The organism is Streptomyces sp. NPDC029292 (assembly GCF_055569295.1).
The window spans coordinates 314,847-337,351 of record NZ_JBVHXR010000008.1; the positions used below are offsets into that span (position 1 = coordinate 314,847).

General features: G+C 70.4%; 19 protein-coding genes and 2 pseudogenes. 5 read left to right on the forward strand and 16 right to left on the reverse strand.

The window, feature by feature from the left end; all coding sequences use genetic code 11:
- Positions 1-18: 18 nt before the first annotated feature.
- Both ACZ4WS_RS20235 and ACZ4WS_RS20240 read right to left on the reverse strand, forming a co-directional pair.
- Positions 19-657, reverse strand: coding sequence for a flavin reductase family protein (locus ACZ4WS_RS20235; protein ID WP_467982166.1), 639 nt, complete (start codon positions 655-657; stop codon positions 19-21).
- Between the two features lie 55 nt (positions 658-712).
- Positions 713-1,804: a DUF1989 domain-containing protein gene (locus ACZ4WS_RS20240; protein ID WP_467982168.1), complete on the reverse strand. Its 1,092-nt coding sequence runs from the start codon at positions 1,802-1,804 to the stop codon at positions 713-715.
- Between the two features lie 196 nt (positions 1,805-2,000).
- Here ACZ4WS_RS20240 and ACZ4WS_RS20245 point away from each other — a divergent pair, with 196 nt between their 5' ends.
- Positions 2,001-2,693 carry a GntR family transcriptional regulator gene (locus ACZ4WS_RS20245; protein WP_467982169.1) on the forward strand — a complete coding sequence of 231 codons (693 nt, stop codon included), beginning with the start codon at positions 2,001-2,003 and terminating at the stop codon, positions 2,691-2,693.
- A 20-nt stretch (positions 2,694-2,713) separates the two neighbouring features.
- Here the strand turns inward: ACZ4WS_RS20245 and ACZ4WS_RS20250 are convergent.
- Positions 2,714-2,916: pseudogene (locus ACZ4WS_RS20250) on the reverse strand (hypothetical protein); the annotation flags it as partial.
- A gap of 443 nt (positions 2,917-3,359) precedes the next feature.
- On the opposite strand from ACZ4WS_RS20250, the pseudogene ACZ4WS_RS20255 reads away from it, so the two are divergent.
- The 3 genes and pseudogenes from ACZ4WS_RS20255 to ACZ4WS_RS20265 all read left to right on the forward strand — a co-directional run.
- Positions 3,360-3,503, forward strand: a pseudogene (locus tag ACZ4WS_RS20255) (IS110 family transposase); the annotation flags it as partial.
- 244 nt (positions 3,504-3,747) lie between these two features.
- Positions 3,748-3,933, forward strand: a complete 186-nt coding sequence (locus ACZ4WS_RS20260) for a hypothetical protein (protein ID WP_467982171.1) — start codon at positions 3,748-3,750, stop codon at positions 3,931-3,933.
- A gap of 267 nt (positions 3,934-4,200) precedes the next feature.
- On the forward strand, positions 4,201-4,737 hold the full coding sequence (locus ACZ4WS_RS20265) for a phosphate-starvation-inducible PsiE family protein (RefSeq protein WP_351311771.1): 537 nt from the start codon (positions 4,201-4,203) through the stop codon (positions 4,735-4,737).
- Here the strand turns inward: ACZ4WS_RS20265 and ACZ4WS_RS20270 are convergent.
- The 13 genes from ACZ4WS_RS20270 to ACZ4WS_RS20330 form a co-directional block, all read right to left on the reverse strand.
- Complete coding sequence (locus tag ACZ4WS_RS20270; protein WP_467982173.1) at positions 4,711-6,888, reverse strand: FUSC family protein; 2,178 nt, start codon at positions 6,886-6,888, stop codon at positions 4,711-4,713. The two genes, ACZ4WS_RS20265 and ACZ4WS_RS20270, sit on opposite strands and share 27 nt — an antisense overlap.
- Positions 6,889-7,587: 699 nt before the next feature.
- Positions 7,588-7,980 (reverse strand): DUF2267 domain-containing protein, encoded by a 393-nt coding sequence (locus ACZ4WS_RS20275; RefSeq protein WP_467982175.1) that lies wholly within the window; start codon positions 7,978-7,980, stop codon positions 7,588-7,590.
- 26 nt (positions 7,981-8,006) lie between these two features.
- Positions 8,007-9,938, reverse strand: a complete 1,932-nt coding sequence (locus ACZ4WS_RS20280; protein ID WP_467982177.1) for an MFS transporter — start codon at positions 9,936-9,938, stop codon at positions 8,007-8,009.
- A 474-nt stretch (positions 9,939-10,412) separates the two neighbouring features.
- Entirely contained in the window at positions 10,413-10,721 is a 309-nt protein-coding gene (locus ACZ4WS_RS20285; protein ID WP_467982179.1) for an Hsp20/alpha crystallin family protein, read from the reverse strand.
- Between the two features lie 41 nt (positions 10,722-10,762).
- Entirely contained in the window at positions 10,763-12,544 is a 1,782-nt protein-coding gene (locus ACZ4WS_RS20290) for an FAD-dependent oxidoreductase (RefSeq protein WP_467982181.1), read from the reverse strand.
- The gene (locus tag ACZ4WS_RS20295) at positions 12,544-12,804 is read right to left on the reverse strand and encodes a UBP-type zinc finger domain-containing protein (RefSeq protein ID WP_456210641.1); all 261 of its coding nucleotides are present in this window, start codon (positions 12,802-12,804) and stop codon (positions 12,544-12,546) included. Before ACZ4WS_RS20295 ends, ACZ4WS_RS20290 begins: the two co-directional genes overlap by 1 nt.
- A gap of 6 nt (positions 12,805-12,810) precedes the next feature.
- Positions 12,811-13,269, reverse strand: coding sequence for a thioredoxin (gene trxA, locus ACZ4WS_RS20300; RefSeq protein WP_456210640.1), 459 nt, complete (start codon positions 13,267-13,269; stop codon positions 12,811-12,813).
- On the reverse strand, positions 13,266-15,905 hold the full coding sequence (gene clpB / locus ACZ4WS_RS20305) for an ATP-dependent chaperone ClpB (RefSeq protein ID WP_467982184.1): 2,640 nt from the start codon (positions 15,903-15,905) through the stop codon (positions 13,266-13,268). Before clpB ends, trxA begins: the two co-directional genes overlap by 4 nt.
- A complete protein-coding gene (locus ACZ4WS_RS20310; RefSeq protein WP_467982186.1) occupies positions 15,896-16,303 on the reverse strand; it encodes a chaperone modulator CbpM in 408 nt (135 codons plus the stop codon). Before ACZ4WS_RS20310 ends, clpB begins: the two co-directional genes overlap by 10 nt.
- Positions 16,300-17,253 (reverse strand): DnaJ C-terminal domain-containing protein, encoded by a 954-nt coding sequence (locus ACZ4WS_RS20315; RefSeq protein WP_467982188.1) that lies wholly within the window; start codon positions 17,251-17,253, stop codon positions 16,300-16,302. Before ACZ4WS_RS20315 ends, ACZ4WS_RS20310 begins: the two co-directional genes overlap by 4 nt.
- Before the next feature lie 6 nt (positions 17,254-17,259).
- Complete coding sequence (locus ACZ4WS_RS20320; RefSeq protein ID WP_467982191.1) at positions 17,260-17,871, reverse strand: nucleotide exchange factor GrpE; 612 nt, start codon at positions 17,869-17,871, stop codon at positions 17,260-17,262.
- Between the two features lie 8 nt (positions 17,872-17,879).
- Positions 17,880-19,778 carry a molecular chaperone DnaK gene (dnaK, locus tag ACZ4WS_RS20325; RefSeq protein ID WP_467982193.1) on the reverse strand — a complete coding sequence of 633 codons (1,899 nt, stop codon included), beginning with the start codon at positions 19,776-19,778 and terminating at the stop codon, positions 17,880-17,882.
- 52 nt (positions 19,779-19,830) lie between these two features.
- Positions 19,831-20,313, reverse strand: coding sequence for a YflT domain-containing protein (locus tag ACZ4WS_RS20330; protein WP_467982195.1), 483 nt, complete (start codon positions 20,311-20,313; stop codon positions 19,831-19,833).
- Positions 20,314-20,526: 213 nt separating this feature from the next.
- Here ACZ4WS_RS20330 and ACZ4WS_RS20335 point away from each other — a divergent pair, with 213 nt between their 5' ends.
- On the forward strand, positions 20,527-22,308 hold the full coding sequence (locus ACZ4WS_RS20335) for a PucR family transcriptional regulator (protein WP_467982197.1): 1,782 nt from the start codon (positions 20,527-20,529) through the stop codon (positions 22,306-22,308).
- Positions 22,309-22,505 lie beyond the last annotated feature (197 nt).

A 22,505-nucleotide genomic window follows, 5' to 3' on the forward strand; every position in this document is an offset into this window, starting at 1 on the left:
CTCCTTCGGTGGGCCGGGTCACAGCGAGTCGATCTCGGTGCGGTGGGCGGGCGGGGCTCCGGCGCCGTCGCCGTCCCGTGAACTCAGGGCGAAACGGTCGCGGCTGGTGACGTAGAAACTCGCGCCGAACCGCCCCACCGGGTGGTAGTCGGTGAGCCGTACGTGCCAACGCTCCGGGTCGATCAGCCCTTCGCGGGCCCACAGGTGCTCGATGCGGCCGAAGTAGATGTCCCGGCTCGCCGTCTGCAGGCGCTCGTGCAGGGTGCACTCCAGGGCGACCGGCGCCTCGGCGATCCGCGGCGGCGCGACCTGGGTGGTGGGGGCGGCGGTGAGGCCGACGTGGCGCAGTTCGTCGACCTCGGGCGGGTGGGCGAAACCGCAGTCGTGCATCTGCTGCGCGAGTGCCTCGTCGACGAGATGGACCACGAACTCACCGGTCGCGTCAATGTTGATCGCGGTGTCCTTGCGAGCGCCGCCCACCCGCCGGTCGAGGCTGATCATCACCAGCGGTGGCTCCTCGCCGACCATGGCGAACATGCTGAAGGGCGCCGCATTGACCACCCCGTCAACGCTGACGGTGGTGACGAACGCGATCGGCCGCGGGACGATGAGACCGGCCATGAGCTTGTAGCGCTCGTAGGCACTCAACTCGCCCATGACGACGTGCGTTTCACGTGTGGGAACAGATGCGGTGGGCACGGATACGGTCCGCTCAGCCATGGCTGGCCACCCACCACGACAGGAGTACGTCGCGCAGGGCCCCCGCGTCGTCGGTGTACAGATCGGACCGACGCACGGAATCCAGCGCCGCCAGCTCCTCCTCGCCGAGTTCGACCGCGAGCTCCACCGTCCGGACTGGAGTGCGCGGGAAGTCGGGCACATAGGCCGGGTCGCGCTCCAGGCTCCGCTCGGCGCGGATGTGCGGCTGCCGGAACTGGTCCGGGGTGCGCTGGGTGTCGTACGCGAGGACCTCGGGCGCCGTATCGATCTCGGCCCGCGACGCGGTGTACAGGACGGCGAGCACCGGGGAGAGCGTGTAGTTGCTGGTGCTCATGATGTCGTTGCCGCAGATGTTGGGGACGACGAGGACGTCCATCAGGGCGAGCAGTTCGACGTGGTCGCCAGGGGCGGTCCGCTGGCGCACGATCTCGGCCTGCCCGTCGACGACCCGGGTCGCCATGAAGAGGTTGAACGAGTCGTGCACGTCGTCGGGGGTGAGCCCGTACTCGCGCTGCGCCTCGGCCTGGATATCGGCGCAATTGGTGTGCTCGGCGAAGCCGTGCATGGAGGCGTACATGGTGGCGCTGCACCGTGGGAAGAGCGTGTCGTTCAGGTCCGCGGTGTCGGTGAGCAGGTACATCATGGCGCGCTCGCGCGGCGGCGCGGACCACAGGAAGTCGCCCTGCCCCGGGTGGAGTCCGTGCAGCGTACGAGTACGTCCTACGTGCATGGCCTCGCGATAGTCGTGCAGGTTGAACGCGTTGAGGTCGACACATTGATTGCCGTACAGCTGCTCAATGCGCAACACGTGTCCGGCCGGCACCTCGATGGCCTTGCCTGTACCGGGGGCGATCTCCCAGCGGGCCACTTCCTTGCGTTCGCCCGGGGGCTCCTGGGCGAGTCCGTCGAACCAGCGCCATGGGCGTCCGGTGATCCGGGGATGCGGCCGCTTCCGTATCCCCGCGGCCGACTCGGCCAGCGCGAGCCGCACCAAGTCGGCGCGGGAGACGGCCTCTTGGGCCGTGACGGAGGCGTCGACGAGTTCGAGCTGCTGGTCGGTCAGGCTGAGCACCACGTGCGGCATCCGGGCTCCTTGCTGCGCTGTCCGCGCTGTTGCGCTGCCGGAACCGGCCGCGTTGTTTCTGTATACTGAAATGGTGATTTCCGTATACGAGCAGCAGAACGTTGCGCCCGGATCACCGCTTGATTTCCGCCAGGTTGCCAGTCCGCATGGGAGGTTCGGAACGCTTTTCCGTATACACAACGGCTAGAGTCACTCCATGCATCCCTCAGTCGACCGCCCCGCGCAGCGCGCCGAAGCAGCCTTTGTGAGCCTGCGTACAGCCATCGTCGAAGCGGCGCTGCCGCCCGGCATGAAGCTGCCCGAGGACACCCTGGCCGCGCAGTATGGCGTCAGCAGGACACTGGTGCGGGCCGTGCTTGCCCGGCTCGTCGCGGCCGGGCTCGTCGACTCGGGCAAGGCGAAGTCCGCGATGGTGGCGAGCCCGAGCGCCGAGGACGCCAAGGCGGTCTTCGAGATGCGACGCTGTCTGGAGCAGGAGGCGATCCGGCTCGTGGCGGCGCAGTGGGACCCTGCGGCGTCATCAGCGCTGCGCGAGCACGTACGGGCCGAGCGGGACGCGACGAACCGTCGCGACCACCGCCTCTCCGGCCGCCTCGCCGCCGAATTCCACGTAAAACTGGGCGAGTTCAGCGGGAACCCGCTCCTGGAGCGCTACCTCACCGAGGTCGTCTGGCGCTGCGCCCTGATCCTTTCGATCTACGGTCATCCGCACGACCAGATCCAGTCCATCACCGAACACGAGGAACTCATCGACCTGTTGGACGCGGGGGACGCCGAGCGCGCGGGCCGGCTCGCGTTCCAGCACATCGCGGCGGTGGAGGAGCGGGCGCTCGCGCGGACGGCACAGACGGCGGCCCCGGATCTCAGCGCGATCCTGAGCCGGTACTGAGCCGGCTGCGATCACGGCCTTCAGGGCACCTCCGGGCAGCTCTCGGGGCTCGCGAGGGAGCGCACGAGCGAGCGGGCGCCGAGGCGGAACTGATCGAGCTTGTCGACGATGGTCTGCCCGACGGGGGTGTGGCCCCAGATGCTGATGCCTTGATGCGTGGTCGGCTCCCATGTCGACTCATCGACGACGATCGGTTCCAGCCGACCTCCCAGTCGAGGCCGGAGGCGTTCGGGCGCTCGAATCCCGCTCTCCGATCCGCCCGCTTGACCGCCCCCATCCTCTTGGCGCTCAGCGCCTCGACCGCGTGCAACGCCCAGGAGAGGGATGACTACGGCGCCCTCTCCACGTCGCGGTGCACCCCGGAGTTGCAACACGGCACGTTGTCCGAGCCGTTGACAGTTCAGAGCGTGTCGTGGCCTGCAACCTCGACCGACTCACCGACGACGGACTGCTGGTGCTCGTCACGGGCGGTGCGACCCCCGCCCTGCGGTCCTACCGGCTGGCCTCCTGACTGAGGCCGGTATAACTGCGACGGGCAGGCTCTCGTCGTGCAGCGCGATACGTAGCAGGCGATCCCCGGTTAGCGAAACCGGGGATCGTTCAGAGCATGGCCGAGAACGCGCTGCGGCGGGTCCGTTTGTACGATGCCCGCGCGAGTTGCTTCACCTACCCCGTGGTGGTGATCGTCAGGCCAATGCGGCGCTCCATCGCATCGTGTTCACCCGTCTGCGGGTCGACCCGCGCACGCAGGACTATTACGAGCGCCGGATCAAGGAGGGTAAGACCCGGCGCGAAATCGTCCGTTGCCTCATTGGGCAAGTATTGATGCTGCGGCCCAATCCATGGGTTGTGACTCCCTCGGTGGGTGTTGGGGGACGGCCTCGTTGCCGTGCTGCGCTCGACGGCCAGTTTGAGTTTTGCCGCCCCTGACACGCCGGGGCCCCAGACCGGCGTCAAGGACATGCCCGACCGAGGGCCGAACAATGAGGAACCGGCAGCTGGGTCTCGTCACCTGCGGAGTCAACCACCAACTCCGGCAGAAGGGCTGGGATTGATGTTCGTCGGATGGGACTGGGCCAGCGCCAGCCATGACGTGACCATCATTGACGACCGCGGCATCGTGATCGACCACTGGGCCTTCCAGCAGCTCTTCGTCCTGCGTGGCCTGTCGCCTGACGACACCGACCACCGTCTGCCGCACCCGGCGCCGCAGACGCCGGGAGCCGAGGGCGGGCAGTGAGATCAGAGCGACCCTGTGCTCAGGGTCGACCTCGGTGCTGACCGGGTTGCGCTCCATCCGGCTCGGCAGGTCGGTGAGGAAGACGCCGATGTCCCAGTTGCCGTCCTCCAGACGGGTGCCGGCGATTTCGGCCACGTCGGACACGTCGCCCTGCTCGTCCGCCACCAGGGGCGCCGTCACGGTGTCCGCCTGTCAGCGGATGCCCCTGGCGATGCGGCGGCACCCGTTCGGCAGCACGCCGCGCCTGCGGGCCGCCGCACCCCTAGCATGCTGACTGTGCGACCCATTCTCCCGAAGATCGAGGGCGGCCGGGTACAGGGCCTCCTGCAGCTCATCGAGGACGGCATCCACCTCGTCGTCGCGGCGCTCCTCGTACTGCTCGCGGGGCTCCTGACCGTCGGGGTCGTCCACGACGTCATCAGGTCGATCCAGGGTCCGTACCGCGAGGAGACGGTCGTTCTCTCCGCCCTGGACAACGGCCTTGTGCTGTTCATCGTGGCCGAGCTGCTCCACACCGTCCGCCTCACCATCAGGAACCAGACCCTCGACGCGGAGCCGTTCCTCGTCGTCGGCCTGATTGCCGGCATCCGCAAGGTGCTCATCGTGACGGCCGAAGCGGAGAAGTCCTTCCGGTGGAACGTCGAGGGGATCGAACTGCTCATCCTGGCGGGGCTGATCCTCGTGATGGCGACAGCGACGTACGTGTGGCGGCGCTCGACGCGGCCGGGAGACTACTTCCCGCTCCAGGAGGCGCGGCGCTCCCCGTCGCCGGCGCCGTCACCCACCCCGGGGCGCGGGTCCTGATCCGTCACCTTCCGCCGCCGCGGCCGCCCGCACCCGCTGCTCCTCGCGAGCGGAGCCGACGTCCCGTTCCAGGGGTGTGCGGCTCACGGCCGTCGCAAGGTCCTCCAAGGCTTGCTTCTGCAGTTCCGCCCCGCGCCGCACCACCGGGCTCCGGTCCCCGGCGGCGGAGCCCTCCCACGCGTGGAGGGCCTCCTCCACGCGCCCCCAGTCCGGATTCCTGTGCTCGCGCACGTCGACTGCCGCCTGCGCGGTGTCCGCCTCCAGTGCCTCGGCGAACCGCTCCGCCTCGGGGACGAAACGGCTGTCGGCCCGTGGGACGTGGCTCTCCATGAGCATCGCCGCCCGGCCGAACCCCTTGAGCGCCTCCTGCGCCTCCTCCGCCTCGCGCGACGTCAGACCCCTGGGGCGGACCGGTTCCTGCCTTGCCCGGTCGTATGCCTCCTGCCAGGCGGCACGTGCCTCCCTGCTCGCCAGCAGTGCCCTGCGCATGTCGGCGCGATGCTCCCGGGTCGGTTCGGCGTAGCTGCGGAGCACCGCGGCCGCGTAGCGGCCGTTGGCGGCGAGCCAGTCCGCAAGCCGGCCCGGCAGCCGGGGCGTCTCCCATGCGGGGAACACCACGTACGCCAGCATTGCCAGGGCCCCGCCGAGCAGGGTGAGCACCACCCGCTCCGGGACCGTCTGCTCCCATGCCTGGCCGCCCATGCCGAGCAGGAAGACGACGTACGCGGCAGTGAAGCACTGGGAGTAGGCGTAGCCGGTACGGATCAGCGTGTACGACAGGCCCGCCGAGACCACCGCCAGCGCGCCGAACACATGGGCGTCCGGGCCCAGGGCCCGCACCATCACGGTGGCGAGCGCGACCCCCGCCAGGGTCCCGGCGAGACGGGCCACCGCGCGCGCGTACGTCCGGTGGAAGTCCGGCCGCATCACCATCACCGAGGTGATGGGCGCCCAGTAGCCGTGGCCCAGGGGGAGCCGGGCGGCGATCAGATAGCCGAGCGTGGCCACCGCCGCCAGGCGGACGGCGTGCCGGAACACGGGCGAGTCCCGGCGGAGCTCACGGCGGACCGCCCGGACGACGACCGGGACCAGCCGGAACATAGTCGGGCGCACCAGGAACTGGGCGCCCGCGGGGCCGGGCGGCGTGGGAGTCCTCCCGCGCGCGCCGCCGCTCCCGGCGATCTCCAACGCCTCGCCGAGCAGTTCCACGAGCCGCTCGGCGGCCTGCCGGGCGGGCCCCTCCAGCACCTCGTGCTCCTCGTCGACGCGCAGCACGTCCGTGCTCCTGGGCGGCACCTCGGCGGGAGTGCCGCGGCGGATCGAACGGGCGGCCGCATCCAGGACGTCGGCGGCCGCGTCGAGCAACTCCCGCGCGCGGTCCCGCCCGGGTCCCTCCGCCGGGGCGCCGACGTCCGGGTCGGCGAGCGCGGCGACGACCGGCCGAATACGCTCGGCGAGTCCCCGGGGGCCGTGCAGGACGGGGGGACGGGTGCGGGCCTGTGATGGCGTCACGGCGGCCGCGTCCCGGGCCGTCATCAACGGCTCCGGGTCGAACGGGGCGGTCGGGTCGTGCCGCAGCCGGCGGGCGTAGTCCGCCACGGCGGCCAGGGCGTCGGCGAGCGCGTCACGGTGCGCCCCCCAACGGCGGATCGGGAACAGCAAGATCAGCACGGCCTGTACCACGCCCCCGAGCGCGATGACCCCGGCGTGCTCCAGGGCTCGCCCGACGCTCGTGGGCAGGGTGATGGTCACCAGCATGCTGCCGACGGTCGTCGCTGCGACGATCCCAGCGGTCGATCCGACGGCCCACGCCATCCCCGCGACAAAGGCCCATACGGCCAGCAGTGGGAGGAACGTCACGAGTCGTCCCGCCGCCAGGTAGCCCACGAAGGTGCTGAGTGCCAGACCCGCGCCCGCGCCGAGCGCGATCACCTTGCGTGGACGCCAGGTGCGCTGGAAGGTGGCCCCACCCGCGGAGTAGGCACCGAGGGCGGCGGACGCGGCGTACGCAGGAGAGACCAGCCACAGCGCCGGCCCGATGACGATCGCCACCCCAGCAGCCGTGCGCAGCGCGAGCAGGGGCTCCAGCCGCGTCTCCTCGATCGTGAGCCCGGATCGCACGACCTCCCCGAAGGCCCGCAACCACGTCACGGATGTGAGCCTAGCCGGAACGTTCTGCCGGGTCGCGTCGGCCGCGCCGCCGCCTCCTGGCTGCGCTGTGCTCGGCGGGCGTGCGACCCCGGGCCGACCTGCACTTCACAAACCGGCACTCTCGCGTACAGGGCGATCGATGACCGCACCCCCAGCGCCGCCTGTTCAGCCCAGCGGCCGCGGCTCGTCGTCGTTCTCGTGGCCTATCCGGGGTGGCCGACGGAGGTCGCGAGACGGCTGAAGAAGGGTGACGGACCTGCCCTACCGGGACAACACCCGCCCTGTCATCGCCATGATCAGCCCGCCGGAGCAGATCGCGCTGCTGTCGCTGCCCATGCTTAGCCTGATGCGCGTCGCCCACCGGCTGAGGGGAGCGGCCCTCGGCGTGATCGGAGCGCTGATCCCGGAGTCCGGCAACGCCCTGCCACCCGAGTTGACTTCCGCGATGGGCACGAACCGGGGAGGAGCCAGCCATGGGGGCCGGACTGATGGGTCGGCTGTCCGCGGGACAACGACAGCGCCTGCGCTGCCCGCCGTCGCAGGCGTGCTCGGCGGACCGGCCGATGCTGGCACTGCTCAGCGCCCGGTGGTCCTGTGCCGGCGGCCGGCTCTTCGAACGCAAATGTTGGACATGGTTGGCACCTGTCCGTCGTACATTTCCACGATCATCACGCTCGGCAACCACCGCGCCTCACGGGCTCAGTCCGCGAGGTCGGGCTTGCCGAACAGGACCGCGTAGCTGGAGGGGAGTTGGCTGATGATCTGATTCAGCTCTCCGCCGGTGACAGCGTCGGCGACGGTGGTCAGGACCGCGCTGGCGTCCCACTGCGCCGTACGCGGCCGGGCATGGGTGCGCTCGGCGACCCGGCGGTAGAACTCTTCGATCCCGAAGCCCCGCGCCTGCTGCGGCGTGGCATGGTCCAGAACCTGTCCCAGCGGGCCGGGCAGCTGGGATGCGAGGTCCTTGACCTCTCCCGGGCTGATCCGTTGGGCCAGCACTTCCAGCACGGCGTTGGTGACGTCCGCGGCTTCGTCCTGGTCGTTGTATTCGCCTCGCTCGCGTACACGGGCGAGGAATCCGTCGTATTTCATCGCTGCCATCCTTCTGCCCGCTCCGGTCACCGCTGGTCATGGAGGTCGCCCGGTGCGCTGTCGGGTCTGCCGGGTCCGTCCGCCGGCGCGTAGCTGCCGTTCGCGAGGCCCTTGGCCCGGGACTCCCGCACGGACTCACGCAGGGCACGGCGGAAGCGCCCGGGGCCCCAGGAACGGCCACCCACCACCTGTTCGAGTCGGTCGCGGCTGGTCGGGCCGGTTTCTTGGAGCGCGTGGGTGATCTGTTCGATCTCGTCGTCGAGGCGTTGTTCGGCCATGGCGGACGTACGGCTTGCCGTGCCAGCGGTGCCGGCCATCCCCGGCGAGTACAGGGTGCTGCCCGGTCCGGTGCCCGGGCGGTAGCGGCGGGCTCCGGCGCGCTCCCGCTCCCGGCGGCGGGCGGTGCGGTCGGCGATCCGCAGTTCCCGCTCGTGCGCGGCCTGCCGAACGTGCGCGGGCCGGAGGCGGTCTCGTGCGTCCTGCGGCGCGGGCTCGTTGCGCCAGGCTGCCTCGGTTTCCTCAGCGGTGAGCGGCCGGGCGATGTTCTCCAGGGACTGTTGTTCGGCCCGCACACCGAAGAAGACCTCGGCCACCCCGCCCAGCGCCATGACTGCCGCTCCGATGAGGAAGCCGATGGCCACCAGGTCGGCATCGCCACTGTGAATCAAGTGGCCGAACAGCAGCGGGCCGGTGATTCCGCCCACGGCCGTGCCGATCGCGAAGAACAGTGAGATGGACAGGGCCCGGGTCTCCATGGGGAAGACCTCGCTCACCGTCAGGTAGGCCGAGCTCGCTCCCGCGGACGCCACGAAGAAGGTCAGCGAGACCAGCAGGAAGAACGACCATGTCGTCAGGGAGCCGTTGATCAGCAGGAAGGCGAGGACGGCTGCCACGACGGCCGAGCCGAAGTAGGTGCCCGTGATCATCGGCTTTCTGCCGACGGTGTCGAACAGTCGGCCGAGAAGGAGTGGTCCGAGGAAGTTGGCGATCGCGAAGAGGGCAAGGAAGTAGGGGATCGAGCCGGAGCCGATGTCGAAGAAGCCGTTCAGGATCGTGCCCAGGTCGAAGACGATCGCGTTGTACAGGAACGCCTGTCCGATGAAGAGCGCCAGACCGAGAACGGCGCGACGCGGGTACCGCCGCAGAGCCACGCCGGCGATCTCCGTGAACGGGATGACGTCGCGCTGCCGTACGGTGACCGCCTCGCCCGGTTCCGGCAGCTCGCGGCCGCTCTCTTGGCGCACCTCGGCCTCGATCCGGTCGACGATGCGTTCGGCCTCGGCTTGATGCCCGTGGATGAACAGCCAGCGCGGACTCTCCGGCACATGGCGGCGGACCAGCATGATGCCCAGGCCCAGAATGCCGCCCAGGCCGAAGGCCAGCCGCCAGCCGAGGTCGGCTGCCAGCAGACTCTCGTTGAGAAGCAGCACGGCGACCAGGCTGCCGAGCGCCGCACCGACCCAGTAGCTGCCGTTGATGGCCAGATCCACCTGCCCGCGGTTGCGGGCCGGAATCAGCTCGTCGATGGCCGAGTTGATCGCGGCATACTCTCCGCCGATGCCCATACCGGTGATGAAGCGGGCGAGGCAGAGGTACCAGGCGTCGTGGGCGAACGCGGTCGCGACGGTGGCGAGGATGTAGATGCCGAGCGTGAGCATGAACAGCTTCTTGCGCCCGTAGCGGTCGGTGAGTCTCCCGAACAGGAGAGCGCCCGCACATGCGCCTGCCACGTAGATGGCGGCGGCAGTGCCTATGTCGGCGCTGGTCAGGTTGATGCCGCTGCCCGGCTCGGTCATACGGGCGGCAACCGCCCCGACGATCGTCACTTCGAGTCCGTCCAGAATCCAGACGGCTCCCAGACCGACGACGATCCGCCAATGGAATCGGGACCACGGCAGCCGGTCAAGCCGGGCGGGAACCTTGGTCGTGACGACACCGAGCTCGGCGGTGGTGGTCATGCCACGCCTCCTCGTTCAGGACCATGGGCTGTTGCCTGGAGAGGGGCAGAACGGGCCGGAATGGACAGGTCCGCATAGGGTGGTCTGCTGTGCTGCGCTGCCACCTTCTGGGACACCGTTTTCGCTTTCTCCATGAGGGCGACACGATGCTCTGGCACTGCGCGCGTGGGTGCGGAGCGGAGGGAATCAAGCGATATCCGACGGCCCAGGACGCCGAGCGTTACGCACGGGCATTCGACCGCGAGGACCAGGCGGACATGGGCCGGCGAGCACCGCTGGGTCTGCTCCCCCTTCGGCTGCTGCGCGCCTGGCGTCTGCGGCGCTGAAAGGAAGCCGATGGGGAGCCGCGTGCTGCGTCTCCGCCGCCGTGAGGGGTTGTGATGTCGGACGTCGTTCATGAGCCGCCCCGGGTGTCGAGCCTCGCCGGCCCGGCCGCGGTGCCGGATGGGTGCCCGGAACCGCGGCGTTCGCGTCTCAGCCGCTGCTCTCGGTACTTTCACTCGTCTCGCTGATCTCGACGTGCCGCGGCTTTGCGACCTCGGCCTTGGGGACGGTGATGGTGAGCACCCCGTCCGACATCTGCGCATTGATCTTTTCGGTGTCGACCTCTCCGGGCAGCCGCAGCCGGTACTCGAAGGCTCCGGTGCGGCGGGCGCTCCGGCGCAGGACGCCTTTGCGTTCCTTCTCCTTGATCTCTCCGGTGACCACCAGCTCCTGGCCGTTGACTTCGACGTCGATGTCCTGCATTGCGCCACCGCGGTGGCGCCGGACGGGCGTGGTCATTCCCATCGCTTCCTTCTCGTGATCTCGTCGCCCGCTGGGTGTCATGCGAGCCAAGCGGACTCCTTCGGACGGGTGTGCGGTGAGCTGTCGGTGCCGCCGTGCGCGGCCGTGTGGCCCAGGTAGCGGTGCACGAAGTGGATGCTCATCGCGCCTTCGCCGACCGCGGAGGCCACACGCTTCACCGAGCCGCTGCGGACGTCGCCGGCGGCGAAGACGCCAGGCAGGCTGGTCTCCAACGTCAGGCAGTCGCGGCCCTGGCTCTGCCACAGTTCGGGAACGGAGCACGCCTGCGCCTCCGCGCCGGTGAGCACGTAGCCGCGCGCGTCGAGGGCGAGCGCGCCGGACAGCCACTCGGTGTGAGGGTCTGCGCCGGTGAAGACGAACAGGGCCCGCACCGCGAGGTGGCGATGCTCGCCCGTACGGTGGTCGACCACGGTGACCGCCTCCAGCGCCTTGTCGCCGAGTGCCTCGGTCATCTCGGTGTGCAGCAGCACGCGCACCCGCGGGTGGCGCTCGATCTGATCGATCAGGTAGCGGGACATGTGCGCCTCGAGGCTCGGCCCACGGACGAGCAGATACACCTGCGGTGCGTACCCGGCCAGGAAGAGCACGGCCTGGCCCGCGGAGTTGCCGCCGCCGACCACCGCCACCGGGTCGGTACGGCACTGCTGGGCCTCGTAGACGGTCGCCGAGTAGTGGACGCTCGCGCCCTCCAACGGCTCGATGCCGGGCACATGGAGGCGGCGGTAGCGGGCGCCGGTGGCCAGGACGACGGTACGGGCGGTGATCTCGCTGCCGTCGGCGAACCTGACGGCGTAGTGGCCGTCCCGCGGTTCGAGCCGGGCCGCCTCCGCCGGGACGCTGATCCGGGCGCCGAACTTGCCCGCCTGGAGCACCCCGCGCTCGGTGAGTTCGGCGCCGGAGATGCCGGAGGGGAAGCCGAAGCAGTTGTCGATGCGGGAGGACGTCCCGGCCTGGCCGCCGGTGGCCATCGCCTCGACCACGGTCGTGCCGAGGCCCTCCGAGGCGGCGTTCACCGCGGCGGCGAGACCGGCCGGACCGGAGCCGACGATCAGGAGATCGCCGCGGCCGTTGCCCGACGGCAGGGGCGGCAGGCCGATGAACCGGGCCAGTTCGGCGTTGCTCGGATTGCGCAGCAAGGTCGTGTCCCGCCAGATCACCAGCGGCGTCTGCTCCGGACCGACCGCGAAGCGGCGCAGCAGCGCTTCGGCCTCCTCGTCCGTCTCCAGATCGATCCAGCGGTGCGGCAGCCGGTTGCGGGCGGCGAACTCGCGCAGCCGCCGGGTGTCGGGCGAGTAGCGCGAGCCGATGATGCGGAAACCGGTGCCCTGCCCGACGAGCAGGGCACGGCGGCCCAGGCAGGCGCGCAGCACCACATCACCAAGGGTGGAGTCCCGGGTCACCAGGTCACGCAGCTGATCCATGGACAGGGTGAGGATCTCGCCGGGGTCCCTGACCACGGCGGTGTAGAAGGCCACCTGTCCGTTCAGGAGGCCGAGTTCGCCGATGAAGCGGCCAGGGCCGTGCACACGCAGCAGGCGTTCGCCGGGTGTGCCGTAGCCCTCGACGATGGCGACCGAGCCACTGAGGACGACGTAGAACGTCTCGCACCGCTCCCCCTCCCGGATCAGCACGTCACCGGCGTCAACCGGGCGCCTCCGGCCATGCTGCGCGAGGCGGGCCATCTGGTCGTCCGGCAGGCGGGGATAGGCGCCGTAGATGTCGGGCGTCTCGAAGGGGACGCTCTCCTCCACCTCGTCCGGCACAGGCGCTGCGCCCGGCCGCGTCTCGTCGCCGGGCATCACACGAACGCCTCGTGGACGAAGCACCACCGCCAGTCCTCGCCGGGCTCCAGCGACGCCACGATCGGATGGCCGTCGGCGGCGGCGTGACGGCGGGCGTGCCGGTTCGGCGAGGAATCGCAGCAGCCGACGTGGCCGCAGGTCAGGCAGAGCCTGAGGTGGACCCAGGGGGAACGCGTGGCCAGGCATTCCTCGCACCCCGGGGCGCGCGGGGTGACGGGGCGTACGAGGGCGAGGTGGGGGTCGGCCCGTACGGTCATGGCCGATCACCCTTTCCCGGCCGGTTCGCGGCCCGCGATCGACTGCTCCACCCACCGCCGCAGGGCAGGGGCAGGTGCGGCACCCGCCTGCCGGGCGATGGTCTGTCCTTTGTCGAGGACCAGCAGCGTCGGTACCGCCTGGACCTCGAACCGCCGCGCCAGGCGCGGGTTCTTGTCGATGTCGACCTTGACCAGCTTGATCGTTCCCGCGAGATCGGCGGCGACCTTCTCCAGCGCGGGGCTCACCATGCGGCAGGGGCCGCACCAGGTGGCCCACAGGTCGACGACGACGGGCACGGTGGCCTGCTCGACGACCTCGGTGAAGTCGTCGTCGCCCGCGTCGGCCATCCACGGCAGAGGCTGCTTGCAGTTGCCGCACCTGGGGCGGCCCTCGGCGGCCACGGGTACCCGGTTGGCGCGCCCGCAGTGCGGGCAGGTGACGTTGGTGGCTTGCACGGTACTCATGCCGCCCTCGCTCCCTTCACGTCCCCGGGCTGGTCGTAGGTGACCACCAGCTCTGCGTGCTCGGCGTCGACGCGCACCGTCGCGCCGTCCTGGACGTCGCCGCGCAGCAGGGCGCGTCCGACCAGTGTCTCGACCTCGTGGGAGATGTAACGCCGCAGCGGCCGGGCCCCGTACACCGGGTCGTAGCCCTGGTGGGCGATCAACTCCCGGGCAGCGGCGGTCAGTTCGACGGTGATGCGGCGTTCGGCGAGCCGGCGGCGCAGCTCGTCGAACTGCAGCTCCACGATCCGCTCGATCTGCCGCTCGCCGAGCGGCTTGAACAGCACGATGTCGTCGACGCGGTTGAGGAACTCCGGGCGGAAGTGCCCGCGCAGCTCGCCCATCACCAGGGCGCGGGCGTCGGGCTTGATCTCACCCTCGGCGGTGGCGCCGTCGAGGAGGTGCTCGGAGCCGATGTTGGACGTCATGATGATCACGGTGTTGCGGAAGTCGACGGTGCGGCCCTGGGCGTCGGTGATGCGGCCGTCGTCGAGGATCTGCAGCAGGGTGTTGAAGACATCGGTGTGCGCCTTCTCGATCTCGTCGAACAGCACGACCGAGTACGGCTTGCGGCGTACGGCCTCGGTGAGCTGGCCGCCTTCCTCGTAGCCGACGTATCCGGGCGGGGCCCCCATGAGCCGGCTGACGGTGTGCCGCTCCTGGTACTCGCTCATGTCGAGGCGGACCATGTTCTCCTCGGAGTCGAACAGAGTCCGGGCGAGGGTCTTGGCCAGCTCGGTCTTCCCGACGCCGGTGGGGCCGAGGAAGATGAACGACCCGATGGGGCGGCGAGGGTCGCGGATGCCGGAGCGGGCGCGGATGATGGCGTCGGTGACGAGTTTGACGGCCTCGTCCTGGCCGATGACGCGCTCGCGCAGGATCTCGTCGAGGCGCAGCAGTTTCTCGCGTTCGCCCTCCTGGAGGCGGGCGACGGGGATGCCGGTCCAGGCGGCGACGATCTCGGCGATCTCCTCCTCGGTGACGACCTCGCGCAGCAGCCGGTTCTGCCCTTGTTTGGCGGCCAGTTGCTCCTCCTCTGCGCCGAGTCGGCGCTCCAGGTCCTGGAGGCGGCCGTAGCGGAGTTCGGCGGCGCGGTTGAGGTCGTAGGCGCGTTCGGCCTCCTCTGCCTCGTGGCGGACCTGCTCCAGTTCCTGGCGCAGTTCCTGCACGCGGCGGATCGCCTGCCGTTCGGCCTCCCACTGGGCGTGTTTGGCGTCGGCCTCACCGCGCAGGTCGGCCAGTTCCCTGCGCAGCTCCTCCAGGCGGGCCTTGCTGGCGGGGTCGGTCTCCTTGGACAGGGCCGCCTCCTCGATCTCCAGGCGGGTGACGCGGCGGGTGATCTCGTCGAGTTCGGCGGGCATCGAGTCGATCTCGGTACGCAGCCGGGCGCACGCCTCGTCGACGAGGTCGATGGCCTTGTCGGGCAGGAATCGATCGGTGATGTAGCGGTGGCTGAGGGTGGCCGCGGAGACCAGCGCGGTGTCCTGGATCTTCACGCCGTGGAAGACCTCGAGGCGTTCGCGCAGTCCGCGCAGGATGGAGATGGTGTCCTCCACGCTCGGCTCGTCGACCAGGACCTGCTGGAAGCGGCGTTCGAGGGCGGCGTCCTTCTCGATGTGCTTGCGGTACTCGTCGAGGGTGGTGGCGCCGATCATGTGGAGTTCGCCGCGGGCGAGCATCGGCTTGAGCATGTTGCCCGCGTCCATGGCCCCTTCGGCGGCGCCTGCGCCGACGACGGTGTGGAGTTCGTCGACGAAGAGCAGGATCCGCCCTTGGGCGGCCTTGACCTCGCTCAGCACGGCCTTGAGGCGTTCCTCGAACTCGCCGCGGTACTTGGCGCCGGCGACCAGGGAGCCCATGTCGAGGGCGAACACCGTCTTGTCGCGCAGACCCTCGGGGACATCGCCGCGCACGATGCGCTGGGCGAGGCCCTCGACGATGGCGGTCTTGCCGACGCCGGGGTCGCCGATGAGGACGGGGTTGTTCTTGGTCTTGCGGCTGAGGATCTGGGTGACGCGGCGGATCTCCGCGTCACGGCCGATGACCGGGTCCAGCCGCCCGGACCGAGCCTCGAGGACCAGGTCGCGGCCGTACTTCTCCAGAGCCTCGTAGGCCACTTCGGGGTTGGCGGAGGTGACGCGCTGGTTGCCGCGGACCTGGGTGAGCGCGCTCAGGAACGAGTCCCTGGTGATGCCGGCCTGTTTGAGCAGTCGCCCGGCGGCGGTTGAAGAGCTCTCCTCAGCCAGGGCGAGCAGGAGGTGCTCCACGGACACGTACTCGTCCTTGAGGCGTTTGGCCTCCCGTTCGGCGGCGTCGAGCAGGTGGGCGAGGCGCTGGGTGACGAAGACCTGGCCGGGTGCCGCGCCGGGGCCGGTGACCTTCGGGCGGCGGGAGAGTTCCTCGCGCACGGCCGCGCGCAGTTCCTTCGGCTCGGTGCCGGCCTGTTGCAGCAACCGCGGGATCAGACCGTCCTCCTGATCGAGAAGTGCGAGCAGCAGGTGTTCCCCGTCGACCTCGGTGTGCCCCATGCGGCCGGCCGCGGTCTGGGCCTCCTGGAGGGCTTCCTGGGACTTCTGGGTGAGACGGTTCATGTCCATGGGGGTGTTTCACTCCTCATGCCGCGGCCGCGCAGGGCGGCTTCGAGCAGGCTGATGCGGTCGAGCAGGTCGAGCACCAGGCCGATGGATGCGTAGTTGAGGCAGAGTCCGGTGCGCAGCCGCTGGATGCGGGCAAGGACCGCCGGGGCCGTGGGGTCGAACACCAGGCGCCCCGCGGCGTCGCGTTCGGCGTCGATCAGGCCGAGGGCGACGAACCGGCGGATCAGATCGGGGTGGAGGCCCGAGCGACGGGCCACGGCGTCCAGGGAGAGCCTGGGAGCGGGCACGAGCGCGTACCGGACAGCCGTCGAGGCGGTGACGTCGACGCCCGTCCGTACCGGACGGTCGCCCACGCCGGCCCGGCCGATGCCTGCCGCTCCCGCGGGTCGGTCGTTCATCGCGTCCTCCTGGGGTCGAACGAGGAGGTGGCGGCGAGCTCCTCGAACAGTTCGCGCTCCCGGTCGCCGAGGGTGGGCGGCACCATGATGCGGAGTTCGGCGTACAGGTCGCCGTTCGCGCCGCGCGGGTTCGGCATGCCCTCGCCGCGCAGCCGCAGCCGCCGGCCGCTGGACGAGCCCGCGGGCACCGTGACCTTGGCCGTGCCACCGCCGGGGGTGGGCACCGGCACGGTCGCACCCAGGGCCGCCTCCCAGGGAGCGACCGGGACGTGGACGTGCACGTCGCGGCCGTCCAGCCGGAACCGGGGGTGGGGCTGGATACGCACCCGCAGGTACAGGTCGCCCGCGGGGGCGTCCCCACTGCCCCGGCCGCCCTCGCCCGCCAGCCGGATGCGCTGCCCGTCGGTGACGCCCGGCGGCACGTCGACCTCGTACCGCCGCGGCTGCCCGGTGGGACCGGTGAGTGTGACGGTGCGACGGCCGCCTCGGTACGCCTCCTCGACGGTGAGCGGCAGCTCGGCCTCCTGGTCCGCTCCGGGGACGCCGCCTCGGGCGGCGCCGGCTCCGAACATGGAGCCGAGAAGGTCCTCGATGTCGATGCCCTCCGCTCCGAAGTCGTCGCCGAAGCCGGTGGTGTACCGGACGCGAGGACCGCCCCCGCCTGCTGTCCTCCGAGCGCGGAAGCCGCCGCCCGCTCCGGCCGCGACCCGTTCGTCGAAGTCCTCGGGGATCTTGCGGAAGTCCTCGCCGAAGCGGTCGTAGCGGGCCCGGGTCTTAGGATCGGACAGGACGCTGTATGCCTCGTTGAGGTCCTTGAAACGCTCCTCCGCCCCGGGGTCCTTGTTGACGTCGGGGTGGTACCTGCGGGCGAGTTTGCGATACGCCTGCTGGATCTCGTCCTGGCTCGCGCTCCGCGACACGCCCAGCACCTCGTAGAAGTCCCGCGCCATGACCGGTCACTCCCGCTTCGCGACGGTCACCGCGGCCGGCCTGAGCTGCCGCTCGCCGTCCCCGTAGCCGGGGCGCAGCACCTCGACGACCGTGCCCGGTGGGGCGTCGGGGTCCTGGACGACGCCGACCACCTCGTGCCGGGCCGGGTCGAAGGCGACGCCGGTCTCCGCGTGCCGCGGGTAGCCGAGCAGTTGGAGGACGTTCACCGCCTGGTCGCGGACCGCCCGGATGCCCTCCACGATCGCGCCCGGATCGGCGCCGGCGTGGGTCAGGGCGAGTTCGAGGTTGTCGAGGACGGGCAGGAAGGCGGCCGCCGTGCGGGACCGCTCGACCGCCCGTTCGCGCTCCAGTTCCCTGGCGTGACGCTTGCGAAGGTTGTCGAGGTCGGCGAGTGCGCGCCGCCAGCGGTCCTCCAGCTCCTGGATCGCGGTCGTGTACTCGTCCTCGGCAGGCGCGGGGCCGGCGGCGTCGGGTCCCGGTTCGCCGTTCGCCGCTTCCGGCCGGGTTGGCGGGCCCGGTTGCGGCAAATCCCCGCGAGGAGGGCGTACGGCGCCTTCCGGGACCGGTTCGACCGGATCCGACCTGGCCCGGTCGGGTTCCTGGGGGTGGATGGGCATGGCGCGCCTCAGCCCTTGTCGAACTCGGCGTCGATGACATCATCGTCACCGCCACCGCCACTCGTGGGACCGCCGGTGGCGGCGTCCTGGCCGGGACCGCCCGTGGCAGCGGCGCCCTGATGGGCCGCCAGCCCGGCGAGCACCTGCTGGAGTTCGGAGGTCAGGGGCCGCACGCGCTCCACGCCCGCCTCTTCCTTGACCGCCGCCCGGGCGTCGGACACGAGCATCTCGGCGCGTGCCTTCTCGTGCGCGGGCGCTGCGTCGCCCAGTTCGGCAAGGCGCTTCTCGACCTGGTACGCGACGGCGTCGAGTTCGTTGCGGGCGTCGACGGCCTCGCGGAGTGCCTGGTCCTGGCCCCGGTTGCGCTCGGCCTCCTGGACCATGCGTTCGACCTCACTGCGGTCCAGGTTGGAGCTCTCGCTGATGGTGATGCCCTGTTCCTTGCCGGTGTCCCGGTCGCGGGCCTTGACGTTGAGGATGCCGTTGGCGTCGATGTCGAAGGTGACCTCGATCTGTGGTTCGCCCCGCGGCGCCGGCCGGATGTCGGTGAGCTGGAACCGGCCCAGCACCCGGTTGTCGGCGGCCCGCTCGCGCTCGCCCTGGAGGACCACCACATCGACGGCCGGCTGGTTGTCCTCGGCGGTGGAGAAGGTCTCGCTGCGGCGCACCGGGATGGTGGTGTTCCGCTCGATGATCTTCGTCATCACTCCGCCGCGCGTCTCAACGCCCAGCGACAAGGGCGTGACGTCGAGCAGCAGGACGTCCTTGACCTCACCCTTGAGCACCCCGGCCTGGATCGCGGCGCCCAGGGCCACCACCTCATCGGGGTTGACACTCATGTTGGGTTCCTTGCCGCCAGTCAGCCGGCGGACCAGGGACTGGACCGCCGGGATACGCGTGGAACCGCCTACGAGGATGACCTCGTCGATGTCGCTCTCGCCGACCTTGGCGTCGGCCATCGCCTGCTGGACCGGTCCCAGGCAGCGCTCCACCAGGTCGCCGGTGATCTGCTCGAACGTGGACCGCATGATCGAGTCGGTGAGGTGCTTGGGGCCCGAGGCGTCGGCGGTGATGAACGGCAGGCTGACCTGCGTCTGCGTCACCGAACTCAGCTCGGTCTTGGCCTTCTCCGCCGCCTCGAACAATCGTTGCAGCGCCTGCGGGTCCTTGCGCAGGTCGATGCCGTTCTCCTTCTGGAAGTCGTCCGCGAGGTAATCCACCAGACGCCGGTCGAAGTCGTCGCCGCCCAGGTGGCTGTCGCCGGCGGTGGAGCGCACCTCCACCACGCCGTCGCCGACGTCGAGGATGCTCACGTCGAAGGTGCCGCCGCCCAGGTCGAAGACGAGGACGGTCTCGTGCTCCTTCTTGTCCATGCCGTACGCGAGGGCGGCCGCCGTCGGCTCGTTGATGATCCGCAGCACCTCCAGTCCCGCGATCCGTCCGGCGTCCTTGGTGGCGGTGCGCTGGGCGTCATTGAAGTAGGCGGGCACCGTGATGACCGCCTCCGTGACCCGCTCCCCGAGCTGCTTGGAGGCGTCGTCGGCGAGTTTGCGCAGCACCTGTGCGCTGATCTCCTCAGGCGCGTACAGCTTGTCGCGCACCTTGAAGCGGGCCGCCCCGCCGTCGCCGTCGACGACGTCGTACGCCACCGCCCTGGCCTCGTCGGAGATCTCGTCGAAATGCCGGCCGATGAACCGCTTGGCCGAGTAGATGGTGCCCTTGGGATTGAGGATCGCCTGGCGCCGGGCCAGCTGGCCCACCAGACGTTCCCCGGTGTCGGTGAAGGCCACCACGGACGGTGTCGTGCGGTTGCCCTCGCTGTTGGGCACGACGGACGGCTCGCCGCCCTCCCACACGGCGATCACCGAGTTGGTGGTGCCCAGGTCGATGCCCACTGCCTTGGCCATGAGGAACTCCTCCCGGTACGGCGCCTGCGTCGACTCTCCGGATCACGTTCGTTCAGGTACGGGTGGGACCTCCGCCGGTGGTCTGCAGCCCGCCGATCAGCCCTACAGTCTCGTCGGAGACCTCCTCGTCCACGACGACCTCGTACCGGCTCGGCTGGATCGAGCGGATCGAGGCGAAATCCCAGCGACCGCCCAACAGGGCGTGCAGCAGCATGCCGGACAGCGCGCCGATGATCGCTCCGAAGACCAGCCCGTACAGGGCGAGGAGCAGGGCGGAGACGACGGGGTCGAGCCAGTTCACAAGGCCGAACAGCCAGCCGATCAGGACACCGGGGAGCGCACCGCTCGCCGCTCCGTGAAGCGCGGCCCTGCCGTAGTCCGTCCGGCCGATCACCTGCTCGACCAGGCGCAGGCCCTGGCCGATGATCGCCGCCCTCTCCACGGGAAACCCGTGGTCAGAGAAGTGGTCAACGGCGCGTGCGGCTTCCCGGTACGTCTTGTACGAGGCAACCGGCCTGCGATGCTGCTCGGTCATCGCCCAGCTCTTCCTGCCGGTGCGCACGGACGGTTTCGAACACTCCCCAGGGTGGCGAGCCGAGTGGCTCCACGCCTGCGCCTGGCGAGTCAGAAATGCACGGGTCCGGTCGCCCCACGAGTACGAGAGGAAGAATCCGAACATCTCGGATGAGCCGGTCCGCGAGCGGGTACCACCGCCCGCCTGTAGGCTCGAGGAGAACGGAGTGATCCCATGGCCGGCAGCCGGGCGCACAACGTGTACCGCCGCCGCTCCGACCGGGAGGGCAGCCCCCCGCGGGGCAGCGGCGGGCGGCATCCCACGGCCGCGCGGAGAGGGCCCCGCTCACCCGCTCCAACCCCGGCCGACCATGCCCCCCACGAACTGATGGTGCTCTCCCGCGCCCTGTTCGACACCCCGGACGAAGGCGAGATCCTAAGCCTGGCCATGGACCACATAGCCGCCGCAGGGCCTTACAGCGCCGAGGCCGGATACCTCAGGGTGGACGGCGAGCTGGTCCCCAGGCCGCGGGACGGGCAGATCCGTGCCTCGGCCGTGGACCGTAGAGTGCGGGAGCTGAACGGGCAAGACGGCCCTGTGACCGTACCCGGCCGGCCCTGGGGCTGGGCCCTGGGGCTACGCGGACTTGAGAGACTCCACGGCTACCTCGTGGTGACGTCCCGCTCCCGGCCCACCGAGGCCGAGCGATCCCTGCTCGCCACGCTCGTCCGGCACACCGCTGCTGCACTGTCAGTCGCCTTCGCACACCGCCGCCAACGCGAGGACGCGCTGGAACTGCACCGACTGAGGGACGAACGCACAGCCCTCCAGCGGCAGCTGATCTCCGTCGTGGCTGAGCTGGGGTACCAGCGAGCCGTTCACGCGCTCATGGCCGACGTCGCTGCCTCGAGCGGCGGCGAGGAAGCCATCACCCGCGCACTGCACAGGCTCACTGGGCTCCCCGCGCTGGTCGAGGACCGCTTCGGTCGGCTGAGGTCCTGGACCGGCCCCAGCCGCCCCGACCCCTATCCCGAACCGGACCCCGTGCGCCAGGACGAAATGCTGCACGCCGTCGCCCGTCAGGCCGGGCCGGTGCGGATAAAGGACCGGCTGATCACCCTGGTCCGCCCGCACGGCGAGATCCTGGGCCTGCTGGCCCTGGTCGATGCCCGGGACGAGGCCGACGAGCACACCGTGCTCGCGCTGGAACACGCCGCCACGTCACTCGCCCCGGAGCTGACGCACCTGCGCAATCTGGCCGAAGTGGAGCTGAGGCTGCACCGCGAGCTGGTCGACGACCTCCTGGCAGGGACGGACGAGGCGAGCGCCTACGCCCGGTCCGAGGCAGTCGGACACGACCTGCACCGCAGCCACTACGTCGTCGTGGTGCAGTGGTCGAACCGGACTGCGGACGATTCCTTCGCGCAGACCGTGGGCCGGGCGGCCTCTGCCGTGGGCATGCGCTCGCTGCTGACCCGACGTTCCGACCACGTGGTCCTGGTCGCCGACGACAGGCCGCGCGCCCGCGCACTGTACGAGGCGCTCGCCCTGGAGACCGGGACACGGTCCGGGACGATCGGGGTGAGCGCCACTTGCGACTCCCCGGACGACATCCCCCACCGCTACCAGGAGGCGCAGCGCGCCCTGGAAGTGCGCCGCCACTCCCGCGAGCGCTACGGCACGACGTTCTTCGACGAGCTGGGCCTCTACCGCATTCTGGGACCTGGCAACGATTACCGGGAACTGGAGACGTTCGTCCACGAGTGGCTCGGGCAGCTCATCGACTACGACTCCCGGCACCACACGGCCATGGTGGAGACCCTGTCCCGGTACTTCGACTGCGGCGGCAACTACGACGAGACCGCCGAATCCCTCGCGATCCACCGCAGCACGCTGCGCTATCGGCTCCAGCGCATCCGCGACATCAGCGGCAACGACCTCGCGAACGTCGAGGACCGGCTCAACCTCCAGGTGGCGACCCGAGTGTGGAAGATCGTGCTGGGCGGAGCCGGCTGATGGCCCGCTGGAACTGTCGCACGAGCGGTGCCAGCGGCAGTTGGTAGGGCTGCCCTGTGCGGTCCCTGGCCCAGCTACATCAGCACGGGCGGCGGAATCTGCGCCACCTGCTCCGACAGGATTCGCGGGCTCTCCGAGCCGCAGTACCGGCAGCGCGTCACCGAGCCGGGCGGAACGATTCTCGGCGACTACGTCAA